19 protein-coding genes are annotated in these 19,055 nt (G+C 67.4%); 7 read left to right on the top strand and 12 right to left on the bottom strand.

Annotation, left to right across the window (positions count from 1 at the left end; translation table 11 throughout):
* Nucleotides 1–22: 22 nt before the first annotated feature.
* From G369_RS0132490 to G369_RS0132510, 5 genes are all read right to left on the bottom strand, one after another.
* Nucleotides 23–1,072: a pentapeptide repeat-containing protein gene (locus tag G369_RS0132490; RefSeq protein ID WP_019658251.1), complete on the bottom strand. Its 1,050-nt coding sequence runs from the start codon at nt 1,070–1,072 to the stop codon at nt 23–25.
* Nucleotides 1,069–3,672: a DUF2169 family type VI secretion system accessory protein gene (locus tag G369_RS0132495; RefSeq protein WP_019658252.1), complete on the bottom strand. Its 2,604-nt coding sequence runs from the start codon at nt 3,670–3,672 to the stop codon at nt 1,069–1,071. Before G369_RS0132495 ends, G369_RS0132490 begins: the two co-directional genes overlap by 4 nt.
* A complete protein-coding gene (locus G369_RS0132500; RefSeq protein ID WP_019658253.1) occupies nt 3,669–4,133 on the bottom strand; it encodes a hypothetical protein in 465 nt (154 codons plus the stop codon). The genes G369_RS0132495 and G369_RS0132500 overlap by 4 nt, the downstream gene beginning before the upstream one ends.
* A gap of 13 nt (nt 4,134–4,146) precedes the next feature.
* Nucleotides 4,147–6,537, bottom strand: coding sequence for a type VI secretion system Vgr family protein (locus tag G369_RS0132505; protein WP_019658254.1), 2,391 nt, complete (start codon nt 6,535–6,537; stop codon nt 4,147–4,149).
* Between the two features lie 281 nt (nt 6,538–6,818).
* Nucleotides 6,819–7,745, bottom strand: a complete 927-nt coding sequence (locus tag G369_RS0132510; RefSeq protein ID WP_019658255.1) for an alpha/beta fold hydrolase — start codon at nt 7,743–7,745, stop codon at nt 6,819–6,821.
* Nucleotides 7,746–7,883: 138 nt separating this feature from the next.
* On the opposite strand from G369_RS0132510, the gene G369_RS0132515 reads away from it, so the two are divergent.
* Complete coding sequence (locus G369_RS0132515; RefSeq protein ID WP_019658256.1) at nt 7,884–8,945, top strand: aldo/keto reductase; 1,062 nt, start codon at nt 7,884–7,886, stop codon at nt 8,943–8,945.
* 11 nt (nt 8,946–8,956) lie between these two features.
* On the opposite strand, the gene G369_RS36735 is transcribed toward G369_RS0132515, so the two are convergent.
* A complete protein-coding gene (locus G369_RS36735) occupies nt 8,957–9,610 on the bottom strand; it encodes a hypothetical protein (protein WP_019658257.1) in 654 nt (217 codons plus the stop codon).
* Between the two features lie 42 nt (nt 9,611–9,652).
* Here G369_RS36735 and G369_RS0132525 point away from each other — a divergent pair, with 42 nt between their 5' ends.
* The 3 genes from G369_RS0132525 (at nt 9,653) to G369_RS0132535 (ending at nt 11,262) form a co-directional block, all read left to right on the top strand.
* Nucleotides 9,653–10,147, top strand: coding sequence for an aminoacyl-tRNA deacylase (locus G369_RS0132525; protein ID WP_019658258.1), 495 nt, complete (start codon nt 9,653–9,655; stop codon nt 10,145–10,147).
* A 101-nt stretch (nt 10,148–10,248) separates the two neighbouring features.
* Nucleotides 10,249–10,887 (top strand): glycerol-3-phosphate 1-O-acyltransferase PlsY, encoded by a 639-nt coding sequence (plsY, locus tag G369_RS0132530; protein WP_019658259.1) that lies wholly within the window; start codon nt 10,249–10,251, stop codon nt 10,885–10,887.
* 21 nt (nt 10,888–10,908) lie between these two features.
* A complete protein-coding gene (locus tag G369_RS0132535; RefSeq protein ID WP_019658260.1) occupies nt 10,909–11,262 on the top strand; it encodes a RidA family protein in 354 nt (117 codons plus the stop codon).
* A 115-nt stretch (nt 11,263–11,377) separates the two neighbouring features.
* Here G369_RS0132535 and G369_RS0132540 read toward each other — a convergent pair whose 3' ends face one another.
* Entirely contained in the window at nt 11,378–12,022 is a 645-nt protein-coding gene (locus G369_RS0132540) for a retropepsin-like aspartic protease family protein (RefSeq protein ID WP_019658261.1), read from the bottom strand.
* Between the two features lie 152 nt (nt 12,023–12,174).
* Nucleotides 12,175–12,660, bottom strand: coding sequence for a YajQ family cyclic di-GMP-binding protein (locus tag G369_RS0132545; protein WP_019658262.1), 486 nt, complete (start codon nt 12,658–12,660; stop codon nt 12,175–12,177).
* Between the two features lie 47 nt (nt 12,661–12,707).
* Between G369_RS0132545 and murB the strand changes: the two genes are divergently transcribed.
* Both murB and G369_RS0132555 read left to right on the top strand, forming a co-directional pair.
* Nucleotides 12,708–13,760: a UDP-N-acetylmuramate dehydrogenase gene (murB, locus tag G369_RS0132550; protein WP_019658263.1), complete on the top strand. Its 1,053-nt coding sequence runs from the start codon at nt 12,708–12,710 to the stop codon at nt 13,758–13,760.
* Between the two features lie 16 nt (nt 13,761–13,776).
* On the top strand, nt 13,777–14,625 hold the full coding sequence (locus G369_RS0132555; RefSeq protein ID WP_019658264.1) for a glycine-rich domain-containing protein: 849 nt from the start codon (nt 13,777–13,779) through the stop codon (nt 14,623–14,625).
* A gap of 71 nt (nt 14,626–14,696) precedes the next feature.
* Here G369_RS0132555 and argG read toward each other — a convergent pair whose 3' ends face one another.
* The 4 genes from argG to G369_RS0132575 form a co-directional block, all read right to left on the bottom strand.
* A complete protein-coding gene (gene argG, locus G369_RS0132560; protein WP_019658265.1) occupies nt 14,697–16,037 on the bottom strand; it encodes an argininosuccinate synthase in 1,341 nt (446 codons plus the stop codon).
* 159 nt (nt 16,038–16,196) lie between these two features.
* A complete protein-coding gene (gene ppnP, locus G369_RS0132565) occupies nt 16,197–16,523 on the bottom strand; it encodes a pyrimidine/purine nucleoside phosphorylase (RefSeq protein ID WP_019658266.1) in 327 nt (108 codons plus the stop codon).
* Between the two features lie 125 nt (nt 16,524–16,648).
* The gene (locus tag G369_RS0132570; protein ID WP_019658267.1) at nt 16,649–17,260 is read right to left on the bottom strand and encodes a glycine zipper 2TM domain-containing protein; all 612 of its coding nucleotides are present in this window, start codon (nt 17,258–17,260) and stop codon (nt 16,649–16,651) included.
* A 58-nt stretch (nt 17,261–17,318) separates the two neighbouring features.
* On the bottom strand, nt 17,319–17,672 hold the full coding sequence (locus tag G369_RS0132575) for an ArsC family reductase (protein WP_026346826.1): 354 nt from the start codon (nt 17,670–17,672) through the stop codon (nt 17,319–17,321).
* Between the two features lie 36 nt (nt 17,673–17,708).
* On the opposite strand from G369_RS0132575, the gene folC reads away from it, so the two are divergent.
* Entirely contained in the window at nt 17,709–19,016 is a 1,308-nt protein-coding gene (folC, locus tag G369_RS0132580; protein ID WP_019658269.1) for a bifunctional tetrahydrofolate synthase/dihydrofolate synthase, read from the top strand.
* Nucleotides 19,017–19,055 lie beyond the last annotated feature (39 nt).

The raw sequence follows: 19,055 nt of genomic DNA on the forward strand, positions 1-19,055 counted from the left end.
AGCGGGCGTTCGGAGACAGGGCTCAATGCGGGCCGGACCAGGCCTGTGCCTGGAAAAGCTCGGGCTCGTTCTCGATGATTCCGGCGCGGCTGGAAAACCGGGTGCCTTGCTGCTGGGCGCGATGCAGGCGGGTGCGCAGGAGGTGCGCGCCGCCGAGGTCGGCGCCGCTCAGGTCGGCGTACGAGAGGTCGGCATCCTGCATCGCGGCGTCGCGGAAGTTCGCGCCGGCGCAGCGTGCTCGATGGAACACGCAAAGAGGCAGGCGAGCTCCAGAGAAGTCGGTGCGCTCCAGCAGGGCCTCCACCCAGATCGACTGGTCGAAGCGTCCGCCGCTGCAGTCGGCGTCGCCAAGGTCGGCCTCGGCGAACAAGGCCTGGCACGCATCCACGTTGGAGAAGTTCGCCCGCTTCAGCGTCGCGCCCTTGAAGTTGGCCTGGGTGAGCGTGGCGCTGCCGAAGTCGGCTTCGTCCATGCGGCTGTCGGTGAACTGGCACATGGGCAGCGAAAGGCCTGCGAAGCGCTGGCCGCTCATGTCGCACTCCAGGAACATCGCGTTCATGGCCGACGCGCCCTGGAAGACGGTAGTCCTCAGGTCGAGCCGCAGGAAGGTCACGTAGGCCAGCACCGCGCCGCTGAAATCTGCCTGCCCGAGCTGCGACTCGATGAAGCTCGCTCGCTCGAAGCGGGGCGTCCCAAGCCGGCTCTCGGTCAGTTCGCAGCGAAAGAACCTGACGAGGTCGAGCCCGGCCTGCGCAAAGCTGGCCCGCGCCGCGTGGCATTCGGCGAAAGAGGCTCCTTCCAGCTCGGTAGTCTCGAAGCGCGCGGCGTCCATGCGGCTGCGGAAGAACTGCACTTCCTTCAGGCGAGCGAAGGAGAAGTCGCAGCCCGACAGCGTGCAATGCGACAGCGAGCTGCCCTCGAGGTTGGCGTGCGAGAAGTTCGCGCCGCTGAAGTCGACGTCGTCCATCATCGCGCCCGAGAGGTCGAGGCCGCTCAAGTCCCATTCCCTGCAGTCGGCGCTGCCGACCTGGATGCCGTGGCGGACCTTGTCGACGAGTTCATCGCGGGTCATTCGGCGGCGGAGGCGCGTCGCGCGGGCAAGGTTCGGGCGTGCCGCGTGTAGGCGCCGAGCAGATGCGTGGTGCCGTCGATCAGGCTTTGAGACACGTCGGTGCGGAACAGGTTGGCGCCGCTCAGGTCGGCCTGCGTGAAGACCGCCTTGGAGAAGTTGGCATCGATGAGGTTGGCGCCGCGCAGAATGGCGCCGGTGAGGTCGGCCCGCACGAAGAGGCTTTCGCCGGCGATGAGCCGCTCCAGGTTGGCCTCCTGCAGCGCACATTCGGAGAGGTCGCAGTTGTCCAGGCGTGCATTAGCCAGGTCCGCGCGCGTCAGCGGCGTGGTGCGCAGCCCGCAATGCCTGAGCACGCAGCGGCGCAGCACGGCCCCGGCGAGCGTGCTGCCGTGCGCAAAGCTGCATGCGTCTAGCCGTGCGTCGGAGAAGTCGGTCGACAGGCTGCAGTCGGTGGTGACGAAGCCGCAGCGCACCAGCGACGCGTTGACGAAGCGCACGTTCGCCAGCGTGCATTCGAGCCACACCACCTGCCTGAAAGATGCTCCATCGAAGGCGATGCTGCTCATGCGCAGCTTCGTGAGGAACACCTGGTGCCAATCGGCGCCGCGGAAGTCGCACCGGCTGATCTCGCATTCGCCCAGGCGCGTCTGGTCGAACGTGGTGTTGGCCATGTTGCACGACACGAAGCGCGCCTTTTCGCAATTGGCTCCGCTCATGTCGGCGCCGGAGAGATCCGCGAACTCGCATTGCGCACCGCCGAGGTTGGTGTTGCGCAGGGTCGCATTGGGCAGCGAGGCGCGGGCCAGCCTGGCGCGCGCCAGCACCGCGCCGTTGAAGTTGGCGTTCGCGAGCTGGGCTCCCTCGAGGTTGGCGTCCTCGAGGGCGGCGCCGGAAAAATCGGCGCCGTTCAGGTCCATGCCCGAGAGGTCGGCACCGACGAGCCGCATGTTCCGGAAATCGCGCTCGCCCGGAGCTGCCGCCGCCAATTGCCTGCGCAGCTTTGCCGAGCGGAACGAAGGCATCGGCGGCGCGGGGTCGAAGAGGTGGGCGCCGTGGAGGTAACCCTGTCTGATCTGCACCGTCATCCGCTCCCTGGTTCCGGCGGGCATGAGCGCGGGGGCCGGGTCCGGGGTGGCTGGCGAGGCGACCGGCGTTGCGGCGAGCTGGTCGAGCTGCCGGATGAGCGCATCCGGATCGAAGCGTTGCGGCTGTTCGCGGCTCTTGTGGAGCAGGGCGGGGTCGATCTCGTTTTCCTGCCTGCGGCGCATCCGCGCGCTTTCTGCCTCGAGTCTGTTTCGGGCTTCCATCATTTCTCCCTGCATGCGCTCGAAATGCTCCGGCACTTCGTCGAAGGGCAGCGATGCGGCCGGCGGCAGGGGGGGCGGCAGGTATCTGTCGGGGTCCACGCCAAGTGCGACGAGTTCCGCGCGCCGTTTCTCGTGTTCGCGCAGCTGCCCGGCGCGAAGGTTGCGCAGCAGTGGCCGCTGCATCGGGTCGGGTGCGTCAAGGGCGCTCCAGTCGCCGAGGATCTCCTTCGGGGCGAGGTCGCTGTCGCGAAAGGCGAGCAGGCTGCCGCGGGCGGTGTCCAGCCGCTGGAGCAGCACCGACTGGTAGTGCTGGGCCGTGCGCGGCTGCCGGGGCAACTCCAGCGCCGGCATGATGTGCCGCACGTCCGCCGCGTCGTCCTCGCGCACCGGCAGCACACCGTGCCAGACGAGCGCCACGCGCTCGCGATGCGGAAAGAACCAAGCGGTGGTCAGCCGCAGGGCGATTTCGCTCAGCCCGTTGCCGTCCTTCTCGAAGCTCGCGAAGCAGCGCGCGCGCCAGTCGGGAAGGGTGCCGGCGAGCACCGGCTTGTGCGGGTGCATGTTGAGGATCTCGTAAGGAGCGCCGGGCGGCAGTTCCTGCAGGGCCGGCAAGCGCTGGTCTTCGGGCGCGGCGTTGAAGAAGCGCCAGTCCATGTCCGGAGCGAAGCCGGGGAAGTGACTATCCAGCCAGTGCTGCCCGTAACTGCTGCCCATGAGGGCCATGCGCCGGGGGCTGTCGATGGGCACCGGGCCGAAGCTGGCGGGCGCTACCTCCTGCCCGCGCGAGCGCACCCGACCGTGAACGGCTTCCACGTTGGGCGCGCGGCGGGTGTGCACGCCGTTGATCGTCTCGTCGAACGCCCCGATGCCTCCCGGGTTTTCCGGCACGCCCGGCCCGCCATAGGCATGCGCCCAGTCCAGCGGCATCGCCTCGAAGGGCTGCGGCTCGCTCAGACGGCCGTCGAGCCAGTAGCGGTCTCCGGATGCGTGCAGGGACTTATCCAGGCCGGCGATGCGCAGGTGCACGGCGCATTCGGTCTTGTCCTGCTGGTGGCGGGTGTAGGCGTGGCCGCTCGCCAGCACTTCTGGCACGGACTTGGGCACGCCCATGTCGAACACGCCCATGCCGCCGATTTCCTCTCCGACGGTCTGCCACAACTCCTGGTCGGCCAGGAGCTTCGGTTCCGCTTCCAGGCTGGCGAGTGCCGTGACCGCTACGCCGAGCTGGTCGACGCCCTGCCAGCGATACGGCCGCGTCAGGATGCCCAGGCGCAAGGGTTTAACGGTCTTCATCGGCCTGTGGCCTCCGGTGATGGGCGAAGGCGGGTGAGGTCGTCGCCGTGGTAGGCCGGGGCGGTGCTGCGGCGCTCGAGCACGACTTCACGGCTCACCGGGTCGAAGCGCACGGCGAGGGTCTTTCCGGCCGCGTGCTCGGCCAGCTCGGGCATGGCGATGGCGGTGGTCTGGTCGACGTCGAAGGCTTGGCTGCCTGCCACGGCATGAACCCGAAGATGCAGCTTCGCGATCGCCCACGTGGTGCCTTCGCCCGAACGGCGCTGGCCGGTGTCGGAGAGGGACATCACCAGCGCCATGGCGGGCGTCCCGTTCGCGAGCATGTCGGCAGCCCTGCGCATGCGCACGAGTCGCACGGCGCGCCGGCGGCGCTCGCGCACGAGCGTGACGCATAAGGTGAACACCAGCCATGCAAGCAGCGGTGCCAGCACCCACCAGACCGTGAAGGAGACATCCGGCATCCGGTCTGAGCGCTCATCCGAAGAGCACGAAACCCTTGAGGGCGCCCCAGAAGCCGCCGGCGTGCTGTTCGGCGACGACGTTCGAGAAGCTCACCGAGCCGAAGTTGGCCTGGTGCGCGTACATGTTCATGATCTGCGCGGTGGCGTCCATCTTCTTGATGTTGCTCGTGAGCGTGAGGCCGGCGTTGCTGTTGTTCACGCCGTAGGTCGCGCTCGACAGACCGGTGGCCACCACGGCCGTGGGCGACCAGTCCCACAGCAGCACGCGGTTCACGCGCTTGACGTGGTTGCCCTCGAAGGTGAAGTCGCCGCTGGCCTTGATGTCGACGTCGCCCGCCGTGGCCTCGATGGTCACCTTCTGCGCCTTGCCGTGGTAGTTGCCGGCCGAAACGGTCGAATTGTGGTCGCCCGTCTCGATGGTTTCCTCCAGGCCGCCCTTGATGTTGTCCTTCCCGCCGCCGCCCACCACGGTGCGCTGCCAGCCGGTCTGGTAGGTTTCCTGCCGGTTGCCGGCGAGCGTCTTGAGTATCGAGTCGCCGGTGTGGATCTCCTCGTCCATGCCCTCCTTCACGTCGACCAGCAGCCCCTTGTCGAAGGTCTCGTGGCGCAGGCCCGCATTGACGACGACCTCCGACTGGCCGCTGAGCACCGTCTCCTTCGAACCGAGCCTGGTGGTGGTCTCGATGCGGTTGTCGAAGAAATGTTCGGTGAGCGCGCCCGAGACGGTGAGCTTGGAGCCGTTGCGGTACTCGGCGGTGTCCTTCTTCTTGATGATGGTGTCGCGCGTGCCGTCGACGGTGAGCGTGTCGGTCTTCAGCACGTGGCTGTTGCGGTGGCCGTCGATGGTCTCGGTCTCATCGTTCTCGACGTGGATCCTCAGGTCGTTCTCCACGTCGATCTCGAAGTCCTTCTCGGCGTGGATTCGCACCAGCTCGCAGCCCGGCGCGTCGTCGAGGATGAACTCGTTGGCGTTGGCGGCCGAGCCGTCCCTGCTGCGGCTGACGAAGCCGCTGACCGTGACGTTGGCCGGCAGTTCCAGCGGCGGCATCTGGTCGGCGTTGTAGACGCGGCCGATGATGATCGGCCGGTCGGGGTGTCCCCCAATGAAGTCGACCACCACTTCCTGGCCCCGGCGGGGATGGTTCACGGCGCCGTAGTTCGAGCCGGCCCATGCGCTGGACACGCGCACCCAGCACGAGCTGTTCTCGTCGCTCCTGCCGTAGCGGTCCCAGCGGAACTGCACCTTTACGCGGCCGTATTGGTCGACCCAGAACTCCTGCCCTGCCTTGCCCACCACGGTGGCCGTCTGGGGGCCGTTGGCCCGCGGCATGGGTGTCACGCGCGGTGCTCGGAAGGCGCAACTGGCGGGTTGCACCGCGAAGTCGAAGCTGTAGGAGGCAGCCTCGCTGCCGCTCGCATAACCTCCTTCGCGCAGCGCATAGGCGACCGACACCACGAGGTACTCGCGGTTGTCGTCTTCTCGGGGGCAGTTCTGCATGGTGAAGCGGTAGCCGGGCGCCATGCCGCGCACGTTGGTGTGGCCGGTGTCGCGCTCGGCCTGGGCCTGCGCCTCCTCGAGGCGGATGCGCGCGTAGTGCTCGCCCTGCTCCGACTCGCTGAAGCCGCCGAGCCATTCGTACATCTCGTACTGGCCATGATCGCCGCCGCGCGGCTGGTTTCGCACGTTCATGAGGTCGGCGCGCGGTTTCTTGAAATCGAAGTCGTCCACCACGTAGCTGCCCGGGCGGATTTCCTCCGTGACCTGCCATTGATCGATCACTTCCTGGAACGGCGCGAGGTCGCGGTCGGTGGCGAGGTAGCTGATCTTCGGATAGGCCGGCAGCGGCCCATGCGCGCCGATGTCGTCGGCCAGCACCAGCGTGTGCTGGCTCTTGCCGTGCTCGAAGAAGTAGTAGATGCCTTCGTGCTCCATCAGCCGGCTGACGAAGGCGAAGTCGGTCTCCTGGTACTGCACACAGTACTCCCACTGCCGGTAGCTGCAGCTGAGCCTCTTCTCGAAAGCGAAGCCGTAGTCGGCGAACACCTCCTCGAGGATCTCGACCACCGACTTGTTCTGGAAGATCTTGCAGTCGCTGCTGCGGGTGAGATACCAAAGCCAGGGCCGCACGCTTGCCCGGTAGACGATGTGCCGCGAGGTGTCGCCTTCCTTGCCGATCATGGTGAAGCGGACGATCTGGCCGTTGAGGAAGCGCGGTTCCCCGGCCGTCTGTATCTCGAGCGCCAGAGGCTTGCCGAGCACTGCTTTCATGTCGATCGACATGCTCGGGCTCAGCAGGTCGACCTCGAATTCGAACAGTTGCGACAGCCCCTCCGTGCCGCTCATGGAGCGGAACATGAGCTGCTCTTCGCCCAGCGGTGTGTGGGCGCGTACGACTCTGGTCATTCGAGACTCCCTTTGGCTCAAGAACCCCCAAGACGATGCCGGCTGCACCAGCATCGACCACCGCGCGAGCACCCGCAGGCCGCGTTTGCGAACTTAGGTGTGAAACGTTTGCTCGCCCGTGCACACAAGCGCACCACGGTCTGCCTCATCGTTGTGCCAACGAAGCGACGTGAGGCTTTCTTTGCAAGTAGCAGGCCAACGGCCGCGCCGGCCGTGATGCTGCGCCGCGCGTGCGTAAAGAGGGGAGCGGGGGAGCGGGCAGCGGGCCGCTGCCCGCTTCCTCAGGCGATGAACTCTTCGATCATCCGCGCCACGATCCGCGGCTGGTCGTGATGAAGCATGTGCCCCGCGTCCTCCAGCCGCTCGATGCGAACGTTGCCCACCGACTTCAGCCGTTCGTGGAATTCGTCGAGGGTGTAGCGGTTCTTCCACCAGCCGTGCAGGCTGTCGTCGGAGGCCTCCACCATCAGCAGCGGCGCGGTGATGCGCGAATAGAGGGCCAGCGTCTCGTCGACACGGAAGATGTGGGCGTTGACGATCTTGTGCGCCGCATCGCCCAGGATCTGCCAGCGCTCGCTGCCGTCGGGCTGCGCGTGGCTCACCGACCAGTGGCTCGCGAGCCAGGCGGCCTTGTCGGGCGTGAGGCGCGGGTTGGTCTTCATGAGGCGGCGGGCCACGCCGTCCACGGCCGAGTAGCCGGCCAGGGCCATCTCGCCGCGGTGCAGGCGCTTGAGTTCGTCGATCCACTGGCCGTAGCGCGAGGGCGCCTCGTCGGGCTTGCGCGCGGGCATGCCGAAGCCTTCGAGGTTGACGAGGCGGCGGATGCGCTGCGGCCGCACGCCGGCGTAGTGCATGGCGACGTTGCCGCCCATGCTGTGGCCGACGAGGTCGACCTGCCTGGCATCGTCGCCTTCGCCCGCGTAGTGGTCGAGCAGCCATTCGAGGTCCGCCAGGTAGTCGGCCATCCAGTAGTTGTCGACGCCGCCGCCGTCAGTCAGGCCGAAGCCGCGCCAGTCGGGGGCGATGATGAAGCGCTCTTCCTCCATCGCGTCGACCACGAACTGCCATGAGGCCGCCACGTCCATCCAGCCGTGGGCCAGCACCAGCGGCGGGCGCTCGTCGGAGGGCTGGCCCCACAGGCGCACGTGGTAGCTGAGGTTGCGCACGGGCACGAATTCGCTGCGGGAGGGGCGGAGGGCTTGGTACATGGGCGCCGATGATAAGGAGGCCTTTGTACTGACGCAGTCCGGCACAGGACAGCGGCTGGGGCCGTGCATGGGCGCATCGCGCTCGGGTTTTGGCGCGGCGGCCAGCGGGCCGTGGGGCGCGGCGGTAGCATCCCGCGCATGAAAAAGATCCAACTCGGTCAAAGCGACCTGCACGTCACCCCGATCTGCCTCGGCACGATGACCTTCGGCGAACAGGTCGACGAGCCCACCTCCCATGCCATCCTGAGCCGCTCGCTGGAGCGGGGCATCGACTTCATCGACACCGCCGAGATGTACTCGGTGCCCGCGCGCAAGGAAACCTACTCCGTCACCGAGACCATCATCGGCAACTGGTTCGCCGCCAACCCCGGCGCGCGCCAGAAGCTGGTGGTCGCGACCAAGGTGGCGGGCCCCTCGCGCGGCATGCCCTGGGTGCGCGAAGGCAGCGGCATGACGGCTGCGGACATCGAGGCATCGTGCAACGGCAGCCTGAAGCGGCTGCGCACCGACGTCATCGACCTCTACCAGATCCACTGGCCCGAACGCCACGTGCCCGCCTTCGGCAACATCTACTACGACCCGTCCAAGGAAACCTCGAAGACCTCCATCCACGAGCAGCTCGAGGCGCTCGGCAAGCTGGTGAAGGCGGGCAAGGTGCGCGCCATCGGCCTGTCGAACGAAACGCCCTACGGCGTGCACGAGTTCGTGCGGCTCGCCGAACAGCACGGCCTGCCGCGCGTGGCGACGGTGCAGAACGTCTACAACCTCATCAGCCGCGGCCACGAGAACGGGCTCGACGAAACGATGCACCGGCTGGGCGTGTCGCTGCTGGCCTACTCGCCGCTGGCCTTCGGCCTGCTGACCGGCAAGTACGACCAGAGTGGAATCGAAGGGCCCGATGCGCCGAAGGGTGCGCGCATCTCGAGCTACGAATCGGTGCGCAAGCAGCGCTGGGGCCGCCCCGATTCGCTGCGTGCCGCGAAGCGCTACAACCAGCTGGCCCGCGACAACGGCCTGACGCCCACGCAGCTGGCGCTGGCCTTCTGCTACACCAAGTGGCAGGTCGCGAGCACGATCATCGGCGTGACCTCGCTGGCGCAGCTGGAAGAAGACCTCGACGTGTACGGCACCACGCTGTCGCCGGAAATCCTGGCCGAGATCGACAAGATCCGCTGGGACATCCGCGATCCGGCGGCCTGATCCTTAATCAGTCAGCGGGCGCATTCGCCGGTCGCTGCGGCCAGCGCGAGGGCAGGCAGGCTCAGCAGGCCCATGCCGCCGCCCTTGAACTCGCCCTTCCTGCAGTCGCCGCGCGCGGCGCCTGCGATGCCCGCGCCGAGCCTGGAGTCGAAGCCCGAGCGCGGGCTGCCGTCGAGGTCCTCGGCGGCCCGTTCGGCGAAGGAGCGTTCACCGCCGATGTCGCGCAGGGCGCGGCGCGTGCTTTCCGAGTGGAGGATCAGCGGCGGCGCGGATGCCTGGCTTTCGGCTTGTGACGGCGCAGCAGCGGCGACCGGTGTCTCGGGAGCGGCGATCGATCTGGCGCGAGCGGATTGCGGGGGACGCCTGACGGCAGGGCGCTGCGACGATGCGGAATGCGGCGATTGCGCCACCGCTTTTGCGGGAGGCTGTGCCCGCATCATTTCCACGACGATGCGTTCCGCCGTACCGACGATGCGTCCATGCGGCTTTGTCGCAATCACCAGCAGCCAGAGCACCGCCGCGTGCATTGCCGCGACCATCAGCACGAGCGCCGTGAGGGCAGGGCGGCGCAACGGAGGGAACGAAATCGCGTTCACCGGGGCTGGCGTATGCTGCATGGCTCGAGCGAATTCGATGTGGTGCGGCAGATTCTTGCTGCGGCGCATCGGATTTTCTGAAGTGATCCTGAACCAGAAGTTGCCACCCAGATGGCCAAGAAAAGCGCCCACACCTCCGAGACACCCGCCACGCAGCTGCTGCGCGCACACAAGATCGCCTTCACCGAGCATCCCTACGAATACGTCGAGCACGGCGGCGCCCAGCGCGGCGCCGAGATGCTGGGGCTGGACCCGTTCACCGTCATCAAGACGCTGGTGATGCAGGACCAGGACGCCAAGCCGCTGATCGTGCTGATGCACGGCAACCGCACGGTGTCGACGAAGAATCTCGCGCGCCAGATCGGCGCCAAGTCGGTCGAGCCCTGCAAGCCCGAGGTGGCGCAGCGGCACAGCGGCTACATGGTGGGCGGCACTTCGCCCTTCGGCACGCGGCGCGAGATGCCGGTGTACGTGGAGTCGAGCATCCTCGAGTTGCCGCGCATCGTGCTCAACGGCGGGCGGCGCGGCTACCTGATAGGCATCGATCCTCAGGTGTGCGTGGCGCTGCTGGGCGCGAAGCCCGTGCAATGCGCGCTGGCAGAATAGCCGCCGCCATGGCGACGTCCCTCCCCCTCCAGCGATCCCTCTCGCGCATCCAGGCGGTCGTCGCCGAATAGAACAACAACCACCCTCCGCGGAGTGCCGTCTTGAGCTTCACCTTGCCTTCCATCATCGCCATCGTGGCGTCGTACCTGATCGGCTCGCTTTCCTTCGCGGTCATCGTGAGCAAGGCGCTCGGCATGGCCGATCCGCGCAGCTACGGCAGCAAGAACCCCGGCGCCACCAACGTGCTGCGCTCGGGCAACAAGGGCGCGGCGCTCGCCACGCTGCTGCTCGATGCGCTCAAGGGCTGGGTGCCGGTGTTCCTGATCCACCAGTTCGGCGCGCAATGGGGCTTGGGCGAGGGCGTTGCCGCGGTGGCCGGCGTGGCCGCGTTCCTCGGACACCTGTATCCGGTGTTCTTCGGCTTCCAGGGCGGCAAGGGCGTGGCCACGGCGGCCGGCGTGCTGGTGGGCATCGCGCCGTGGCTGGGGCTGGCCACGGGTGCCACCTGGCTCATCATCGCGATCTTCTTCCGCTACTCGTCGCTGTCGTCGCTGGTGGCCGCCTTCTTCGCGCCGGCCTACTACCTGATCGGCGGCGGCATCGCCTGGCCGCTGGACCGCACGGCGCTGGTCGCGATCATCGTCATGAGCCTGCTGCTGATCTGGCGGCACCGCGAGAACATCCGCCGGCTCGCCGCCGGCACGGAGTCGAAGCTCGGCTCCAAGAAGAAATCAACCTGAACCGTAGAAAGAACACGCTCCATGGCTTCCATCACCCGCTACCACGTCGGCCCGCGTCTTTCGGAGACGGCCGTGCACAACGGCACCGTCTACCTCGCTGGCCAGGTGCCCGACGACACCACGCAGGACATCCGCGGCCAGACCACGCAGGTGCTCGGCATGGTCGACCGCCTGCTCGCCGAGGCCGGCAGCGACAAGTCGCGCATCCTCATGACGCAGATCTTCCTGGCCGACATCAACGACATCACCGCCATGAACGAGGTGTGGGACGCCTGGATCCCGGCCGGCAACACGCCGCCGCGCGCCACCGTGCAGGCCAAGATGGCCAACACGGCCTACAAGATCGAGATCGTGGTGACGGCCGCCCAGGCCTGATCCGACAGGGTTCTTTTCGCGAGGGCCGCCGCGCACGGCCGCCCGAAGCGGCCGGCCCGCCCCCGGTAGGGGGTTGGCGAAGCGCACGCAGTGCGCGCAGCCTGGGGGCGAGCAATCAATATCGCTTCTCCAGGACCATCTGGTCCGCGTCGCGGCGCATCGAGAAGCGGTTGATGAAGCTGTTGCCCAGTAGCACGTAGGGCATGCCCTGAGGCGAGACGATGGCGTCGATGTCGTACACCTCCACGTCGCCCACGCGCACCGACTGCAGGCGCAGCTTGTAGCCGGTAGCCGTGCCGTTGGCGGTGTTCATCAGCACGCGCTGGCCCTTGCTGTAGTCCAGTCCGATGCGCTGGGCGTCGTCGGCCGACAGCGCGATGGCCGTGGCGCCCGTGTCGAGCATGAAGGTGACCGGCCGGCCGTTGATGGCGCCCTGGGTCATGAAGTGCCCGCGGCTGTCGGCCGACAGCACCACGCGGCTTCCGCCGCCGCCCGAGCTCCCACCGCCGCCGATGCTCACCGGCGTGTCCATGCGCAGGTTGACGCGCTTGCCCTCCATCTCGACCACCGCCTGCTCTGCCTGCAGCGAGATCAGCTTCACGCCCTGGTAGCTCTCGCCGACCGCCACCGTCTTGGGCGGATTGCCGTTCACGATCAGGATCGCCCGGCTGCCGATGCTGCCGGTCAGGGTGACCGAGCCAGCTGCGTGCGCCACGGCGGCGGCAGCGAAGAGCTGCGCTGCGACGAGAAGATGTTTCATACGAGGCTTGCTGCTCCAAGTGCCAGATATCGGTCGTGCGACCCGAATAGACCAGGAATACCGCGGAACCGGCTCCGCCGGGCCGCCGGTATTGCCCCCGGCGAGGGGGTTGGCGGCCACACGAAGTGGGCAAGCCTGGGGGAGGACCGCTATCAGTCCCTGAAGTTGTTGAAGGTGAGGGGCATGTCCGGCACGTCCTTCTTGATCAGCGCCATGGCCGCCTGCAGGTCGTCGCGCTTGGCGCCCGTGACGCGCACCGCGTCGCCCTGGATCGCCGCCTGGACCTTGAGCTTGCTGTCCTTGATGACGCGCGTGATCTTCTTGGCCTGCTCGCTCTCGATGCCGTTCTTGATCTTGATGACCTGCTTGACCTTGTCGCCGCCCATCTTCTGGACGTCGCCCTTGTCGAGGAAGCGCACGTCGACGTTGCGCTTGGTGAGCTTGTTGCGAAGGATGTCCTCGACCTGGACGAGCTGGAACTCGGCGTCTCCGATCATCGTGATTTCCTTGTCCTTGAGCTCGACGGCGGCGGCCGTGCCCTTGAAATCGAAGCGCGTGGCGATTTCCTTGGCGGTGTTCTCGACTGCGTTCTTCACCTCGGGAAGGTTGGGTTCGCAGACGGTATCGAAGGACGGCATGGACTCTCTCCTGAATTCTTCACGGGTGCAGATGCGACAATTCTCCCATGATCGTGGAGTCCAACGTCCCGCTGCAGCCCTACAACAGCTTCGGCATCGTCGCGCGCGCACAGCATCTCGCGCGCATTGCAGGCGAGGCCGATCTGGCCGCGCTGCGCGACGATCCGGCATGGCGCGACGCGCCCCGTTTCGTGCTCGGCGGCGGCAGCAACATCGTGCTGACGGGCGACGTGAAATCGCTGGTGCTGAAGGTCGAGATCAAGGGCCTGCGCCTGCTCGAGGAAACCCCGCGCGCCTGGATCGTGGAGGCCGGCGCAGGCGAAACCTGGCACGACGCCGTCGAATGGATGGTGCGCAACGGCTATCCGGGGCTCGAGAACCTGGCGCTGATCCCGGGAACGGTGGGCGGCTCGCCGGTGCAGAACATCGGCGCCTATGGCGTCGAGCTGCAGGACCGCTTCGACTCGCTCGACGCCTTCGACTGGGAAACTGGCCGCAGCTTCAGCCTCGACGCGGCCCAGTGCGCCTTCGGCTACCGCGATTCGGTCTTCAAGCATGCGCGCAGCAGCCCGAACGACTTCGGCCTGGCGGGCAGGGCGGTGATCACCCGGGTGCGCTTTCGCCTGCCCAAGCCGTGGAAACCGGTGGTCGGCTACCTCGATCTCGAGCGGAAGATGGAGGAAAGCGGCAACTTCACGCCGAGCGCGCAGGACATCTTCGACTGGATCTGTGCCATCCGCCGCGCCAAGCTGCCCGACTGGCGCGTGCTGGGCAATGCCGGCAGCTTCTTCAAGAATCCGACGGTCACGCCCGAGCAGTGCGCCGACATCATCGCGCGCGACCCGAAGATCGTTCACTACCCGATGGACGACGGCAGCATCAAGCTGGCTGCGGGCTGGCTCATCGACGCCTGCGGATGGAAAGGCAAGTCGGTGGGCAATGCCGGCGTCTACGAGCGGCAGGCTCTGGTGCTGGTCAATCGCGGCGGCCGCGAGAACCCTGTGACCGGTGGCGAGGTGATGACGCTCGCCAAGGCCATCCAGACCAGCGTGTACGAGCGTTTCGGCATTCGGCTGGAGCCGGAACCGGTGGTGGTCTGACGGATCGTCGGGCGACATGGATCTCGACTTCCTGCACCTGAATTTCCGCCGCCGCATCGGCGCCCTCGTCTGGGCTCGCCGGGCCGTGCCCGTGGTCGCACTGCTGGCGCTCTTCCTCGGAACGCGTCGCTGGGGCTCGATGGTGGCGGTGATCTTGTTCGCGCTGCTGTTCGCGGCGGTCCTCAAGTTCCTCGAGACCAGCCTGCGGCGGCAGTTCATCCGCGAGGCGCGGCTGCCGCCCTTCCTGGTCGGCAAGCTGTGCCAGGCGCATCCGCAGCTCAGCCGGCGCGACGCCGAACTGGTGCTGCGCGGCCTGCGCCAGTTCTTCATGGCGCACCTGCGCAGCGATCGCAAGTTCGTGGCCATGCCCTCGAAGGTGGTCGACACGGCGTGGCACGAGTTCATCCTGCACACGCAGGGCTACCAGAACTGGTGCAAGGCGGCCTTCGGCGGCATGCTGCACCACAGCCCGGCGGAGGTGCTGGGCCGCGACCCCAAGCGCAACGACGGCCTGCGCCGCACCTGGTACTGGGCCTGCAAGGAAGAGAGCATCGACCCGCGCAAGCCGGCGCGGCTGCCGCTCTTGTTCGCGCTGGACATCAAGTTCGCCATCGAAGGCGGCTTCCATTACGTGCCCGACTGCCGCGCAGTCGAGCGGCACATCGGCTCGGACGCCCACTGCGGCACCAGTTTCGGCGATTCGTCTTCTGACGGCGGCAGTTCGGGCGACGCCGGCGGCTTCGGCGGCAGCGAGTCGAGCAGCAGCAGCGATGGCGGCTCCAGCGACGGCGGTTCGTCCGATGGCGGAAGCGGATGCGGCGGTGGGGGTTGCGGAGGCGGCTGCGGCGGAGGCGGCGGAGACTGATCTTCTCCTCGCGTCACCCATGAAAGACGGGCCCCGAGGGGCCCGTTGTCATTGGAGCGTTCCGTTGCCGGTCAGCTCGCGTCGCCGTCGTTCGCCAGCTTCGGCAGCGATGCGCCTTCGCTGGACGACAGCAGGCCGGTGCGGGTGTAGATGCCCAGCTTCTCGCGCGTGTCGGCGATGTCGAGGTTGCGCATCGTCAGCTGGCCGATGCGGTCCAGCGGCGTGAACGCGCCTTCGACCTTCTCCATGCTCAGGCGCTCGGGCTTGTACGTGAGGTTGGCCGACTCGGTGTTCATGATCGAGTAGTCGTTGCCGCGGCGCAGCTCGACCGTCACCTCGCCGGTGATGGCGCGCGCCACCCAGCGCTGGGCCGTCTCGCGCAGCATGATGGCCTGCGGGTCGAACCAGCGGCCCTGGTAGAGCAGGCGTCCGAGCTTGCGGCCGTTCTCGCGGTACTGCTCGATGGTGTCCTCGTTGTGGATGCCGGTGACCAGGCGCTCGTAGGCGATGAACAGCAGAGCCAGGCCGGGAGCCTCGTAGATGCCGCGGCTCTTGGCCTCGATGATGCGGTTCTCGATCTGGTCGCTCATGCCCAGGCCGTGGCGGCCGCCGATGCGGTTGGCTTCCAGGATCAGCTCGACCAGGTTCGAGTAGCGCACGCCGTTCAGCGCGACCGGCACGCCTTCCTCGAAGCGCACCGACACGGTCTCGCGCTTGACCTCGACCTCGTCCTTCCAGAAGGCCACGCCCATGATCGGCTGCACGATGGTGATGCCGCTGTTCAGGTGCTCCAGGTCCTTGGCCTCGTGCGTTGCGCCGAGCATGTTGGAGTCGGTGGAGTAGGCCTTCTCGGCCGACATCTTGTAGGCGAAGCCGGCCTTCTGCATGAATGCCGACATCTCGGCGCGGCCGCCCAGCTCGTCGATGAAGACCTGGTCGAGCCAGGGCTTGTAGATCTTGAGGGCGGGGTTGGTCAGCAGGCCGTAGCGGTAGAAGCGCTCGATGTCGTTGCCCTTGTAGGTGCTGCCGTCGCCCCAGATGTGGACGTCGTCTTCCTTCATGGCCGACACGAGCATGGTGCCGGTGACGGCGCGGCCCAGAGGCGTGGTGTTGAAGTAGGTGACGCCCGCAGTGGTGACGTGGAAGGCGCCGGCCTGCAGGGCGGCGATGCCTTCGTTGGCCAGCTGGGCGCGGCAGTCGATCAGGCGGGCGTTCTCGGCGCCGTAGAGCATCGCCTTGCGGGGGATCTCGTCGTAGTCGGGCTCGTCGGGCTGGCCGAGGTTGGCGGTGTAGGCGTAGGGAATCGCGCCCTTGTTGCGCATCCAGTGGAGCGCCGCGCTGGTGTCCAGGCCGCCGGAGAAGGCGATGCCGACCTTCTGGCCGGCGGGAACGTTTTGGAGGATGGTCGACATGATGGGAGGTCCGTTGGTGTTGGCGCGGTTCAGTGGTTCATGACATTCGTGGCGCGGCTGTGTGCCGTGGATACCGTGGAACCGGCTTCACCGGGCCACTGGCATCGCCCCCTGCAACGGGGTTGGAGAAGCGACACGAAGTGCGCGAAGCCTGGGGGTTTACCCAAAATGACAGATGTAGCTGTAGGGCTCGCCCGTCACGCGGATCTTGAAGCTCGAGTTGCCGGGCACGTTGAACTTCTGGCCGGGGCCCGAGGCGATCCAGTCGTCGGAGCCTGCGAGCTGGTATTCGCAGCTGCCGGCGGTGCCTTCCATGATCTCGGGGGCGCCGGTGTTGAAGGTGAGGGTGGACGGCAGGATCACGCCGACCGATTTCTTGGTGCCGTCCGCGAGGGTGAGGCTGTGGCTCACGCACTTGCCGTCGAAATACACATTGGCCTTGGTGGCCACTGCGGCGCTGTTCAGAGTGTCGGTAGTCGTCGTCATTGGGTGGCGCCTGGGCCTTGGCGGCCGGCGAATCGAGGACGCACCGCACCAGCGGCGCACCCGTCAAGGGTTGGAAAAGTCCTCGATTTTAGGGGCTCGGGCGCCGCACGCCGCCGGCCGGCGGATCAGCGGTGCCAGCCGCGGTAGCCGCCCCAGCCCCGATAGCCGTGGTAGTAGCCGCCCCAGCCGCGCGAATAGCCGAGGTTCAGCGAGATGCCCACGGGCGGGTAGGCGTAGGGATACGCATAGGGGTAGGTGTAGGCAGGCGCCACGTAGACGGGGGCGGGCGCTGCGTACACCGGCGCCGGCTGGTAGACCGGCGCGGGGGCGCTGGAGACGACGACGCCGGGCTCGGGCACCACGTTGTCCCAGGGCGAACCGCCGGACTGCGGAGCGTAGCCGCCGCCGTTGGCCTCGACCGGATAGGGCTGCAGCTGCGGCTGCGGCGCCACAGGGGAGGTCGTGGCGCCCGTCACCCCGGTCACTCCGTAAGCGCTGGCCTGGATCGGGATGGTCGCGCCGGGCCGCGTGTTCATGCGGGTGGTGTACTGGCGGCCGTTGTATTCGTAGGTGACGTTGTAGTTGACGTCGCTGCCGGTCGTCTCGCGGATCGGGGTGGCGGAGATCACCCGGGCCTGGACCACCTGGTTCTGCTGTGCATGAACGAGGCCGGTGCCGGCGGCCAGCAAGCCGGCGACCGAAATGCCTGCGAGAGTGCGGAAACTGCGATTTTTCATGGTGTGTCTCTCCTGCTGATCGAGATTCGACGCCCCGTGACAGACCGGGTTCCGCGATTTACACGGCGTTGACAGCCCAGGCTTCGGCGTCGAAGCCGGTCGTAACAGGTTTTTTCGGCCCCCAGTCGACCACCGGACGCTTGATTAGGCTGGGGTTGGCCAGGAGCACCGCATGGGCCGATGCGGCATCGACCACGCCCTCGCGGGTCGCGTCGTCGAGCTTGCGCCAGGTGCTGCCCTTGCGGTTGACCAGCGCCTCCCAGCCGGGCTTCTTCAGCCAGTGGTCGAGCTCGGACTCGGGCACACCCTGTTTCTTGAAATCGTGGAAGGTGTATTCCACGCCGTGTTCGTCGAGCCAGGCGCGGGCGCGCTTGACGGTGTCGCAATTCGGAATGCCGTAGAGGGTTGTCATGGCCGCGATGATGCCCCGGCCGACGGGTCGGCGACAATGCCCGCCTCCATGGAAACCCTGAACGACTGGCTCGAGCGCGCCGAGCGGCTCCACCCCAAGAACATCGAGCTCGGACTCGAACGCGCCAAAGAGATGGCGCAGCGCATCGGCCTGCGCTTCGGCTGCCCCGTGATCACGGTGGCCGGCACCAACGGCAAGGGCTCGACCTGCGCCATGCTCGAATCGATCCTGATGCATGCGGGCTATCGCACCGCCGTGTTCACCTCGCCGCACCTGGTGCACTTCGAGGAGCGCCTGCGGCTGCGGGGCGAAGCTGTCGATGCTTCCAAACTGATAGCAAGCTTCGAAGTGGTCGAGAAGGCGCGCGGCGACATGGCGTTGACCTACTTCGAATTCACCACCCTCGGCATCCTGCACTGCATGACCGAGGAAAAGCCTGACGTGGCGATCCTCGAGGTGGGCCTGGGCGGCCGGCTCGACGCGGTCAACATCGTCGACACCGACTGCGCGGTCATCACCAGCATCGACCTCGACCACATGGAATACCTGGGGCCCGACCGCGAGAGCATCGGCTTCGAGAAGGCAGGCATCATGCGCCCGGGCAAGCCCGCCATCGTGAGCGACCCGGTGCCGCCACAGAGCGTGGTCGACCATGCCAACGCGATCGGCGCCGACCTCTGGCGCTTCGGAACCGACTTCAACTTCTCGGGCGACAAGCAGCAGTGGGGCTGGTCGGGCCGCGGGCGGCGCTACAGCGGGCTGGCCTATCCGGCACTGCGCGGGGCCAACCAGCTCATCAACGCGGCCGGCGTGTTGGCGGCGCTCGAGGCGCTGCGGCCGCAACTGCCGATCACCGCGCAGGCCGTTCGCAACGGCCTCGCGATGGTCGAGCTGCCGGGGCGCTTCCAGATCGTGCCGGGCGAGCCGGCGCTGGTGCTCGACGTGGCGCACAACGCGCATGCCGTGGCGGCGCTGGCCGAGAACCTCGACGCGATGGGCTTCTACCCCACGACGCACGGTGTGTTCGGCGTGATGGCGGACAAGGATCTGGCTCCCATCCTGGCGCGCATCGGCCCGCTGATCGACCGCTGGTATTTCACCGACCTGCCCACGCCGCGCGCCGCCAAGGCGGCCGACCTGCTGGCAGCCTGGCAGGCGCAGAACACACGCACCGACGCCTCGGCCAGCGTGCACGCAGGCCCGATGGAGGCGCTGCGCGCGGCCATCGGCCAGGCAGGGCCCGCTGATAGAATCGTGGTCTTCGGATCGTTCTTCACCGTGGGTGGCGTGCTCGAAAACGGCACCCCCCGGCTGCAAGCCAAACACCTGTCGCCGGGCGGCTGATCGTCGGGCCTTACGCATCGTCTGGCACCGTCTGGCACC

It is taken from the genome of Variovorax atrisoli 110B (assembly GCF_000382045.1).
In the GTDB taxonomy this organism is placed as follows: domain Bacteria; phylum Pseudomonadota; class Gammaproteobacteria; order Burkholderiales; family Burkholderiaceae_C; genus Variovorax; species Variovorax atrisoli.

Excerpts from the sequence above, each read along its gene's own strand:
- G369_RS0132490 (WP_019658251.1), bottom strand. The coding sequence starts at position 1,072 with ATGACCCGCGATGAACTCGTCGACAAGGTCCGCCACGGCATCCAGGTC.
- G369_RS0132495 (WP_019658252.1), bottom strand. The coding sequence starts at position 3,672 with ATGAAGACCGTTAAACCCTTGCGCCTGGGCATCCTGACGCGGCCGTAT.
- G369_RS0132500 (WP_019658253.1), bottom strand. The coding sequence starts at position 4,133 with ATGCCGGATGTCTCCTTCACGGTCTGGTGGGTGCTGGCACCGCTGCTT.
- G369_RS0132505 (WP_019658254.1), bottom strand. The coding sequence starts at position 6,537 with ATGACCAGAGTCGTACGCGCCCACACACCGCTGGGCGAAGAGCAGCTC.
- G369_RS0132510 (WP_019658255.1), bottom strand. The coding sequence starts at position 7,745 with ATGTACCAAGCCCTCCGCCCCTCCCGCAGCGAATTCGTGCCCGTGCGC.
- G369_RS0132515 (WP_019658256.1), top strand. The coding sequence starts at position 7,884 with ATGAAAAAGATCCAACTCGGTCAAAGCGACCTGCACGTCACCCCGATC.
- G369_RS36735 (WP_019658257.1), bottom strand. The coding sequence starts at position 9,610 with ATGCGCCGCAGCAAGAATCTGCCGCACCACATCGAATTCGCTCGAGCC.
- G369_RS0132525 (WP_019658258.1), top strand. The coding sequence starts at position 9,653 with ATGGCCAAGAAAAGCGCCCACACCTCCGAGACACCCGCCACGCAGCTG.
- G369_RS0132535 (WP_019658260.1), top strand. The coding sequence starts at position 10,909 with ATGGCTTCCATCACCCGCTACCACGTCGGCCCGCGTCTTTCGGAGACG.
- G369_RS0132540 (WP_019658261.1), bottom strand. The coding sequence starts at position 12,022 with ATGAAACATCTTCTCGTCGCAGCGCAGCTCTTCGCTGCCGCCGCCGTG.
- G369_RS0132545 (WP_019658262.1), bottom strand. The coding sequence starts at position 12,660 with ATGCCGTCCTTCGATACCGTCTGCGAACCCAACCTTCCCGAGGTGAAG.
- murB (WP_019658263.1), top strand. The coding sequence starts at position 12,708 with ATGATCGTGGAGTCCAACGTCCCGCTGCAGCCCTACAACAGCTTCGGC.
- G369_RS0132555 (WP_019658264.1), top strand. The coding sequence starts at position 13,777 with ATGGATCTCGACTTCCTGCACCTGAATTTCCGCCGCCGCATCGGCGCC.
- argG (WP_019658265.1), bottom strand. The coding sequence starts at position 16,037 with ATGTCGACCATCCTCCAAAACGTTCCCGCCGGCCAGAAGGTCGGCATC.
- ppnP (WP_019658266.1), bottom strand. The coding sequence starts at position 16,523 with ATGACGACGACTACCGACACTCTGAACAGCGCCGCAGTGGCCACCAAG.
- G369_RS0132570 (WP_019658267.1), bottom strand. The coding sequence starts at position 17,260 with ATGAAAAATCGCAGTTTCCGCACTCTCGCAGGCATTTCGGTCGCCGGC.
- G369_RS0132575 (WP_026346826.1), bottom strand. The coding sequence starts at position 17,672 with ATGACAACCCTCTACGGCATTCCGAATTGCGACACCGTCAAGCGCGCC.
- folC (WP_019658269.1), top strand. The coding sequence starts at position 17,709 with ATGCCCGCCTCCATGGAAACCCTGAACGACTGGCTCGAGCGCGCCGAG.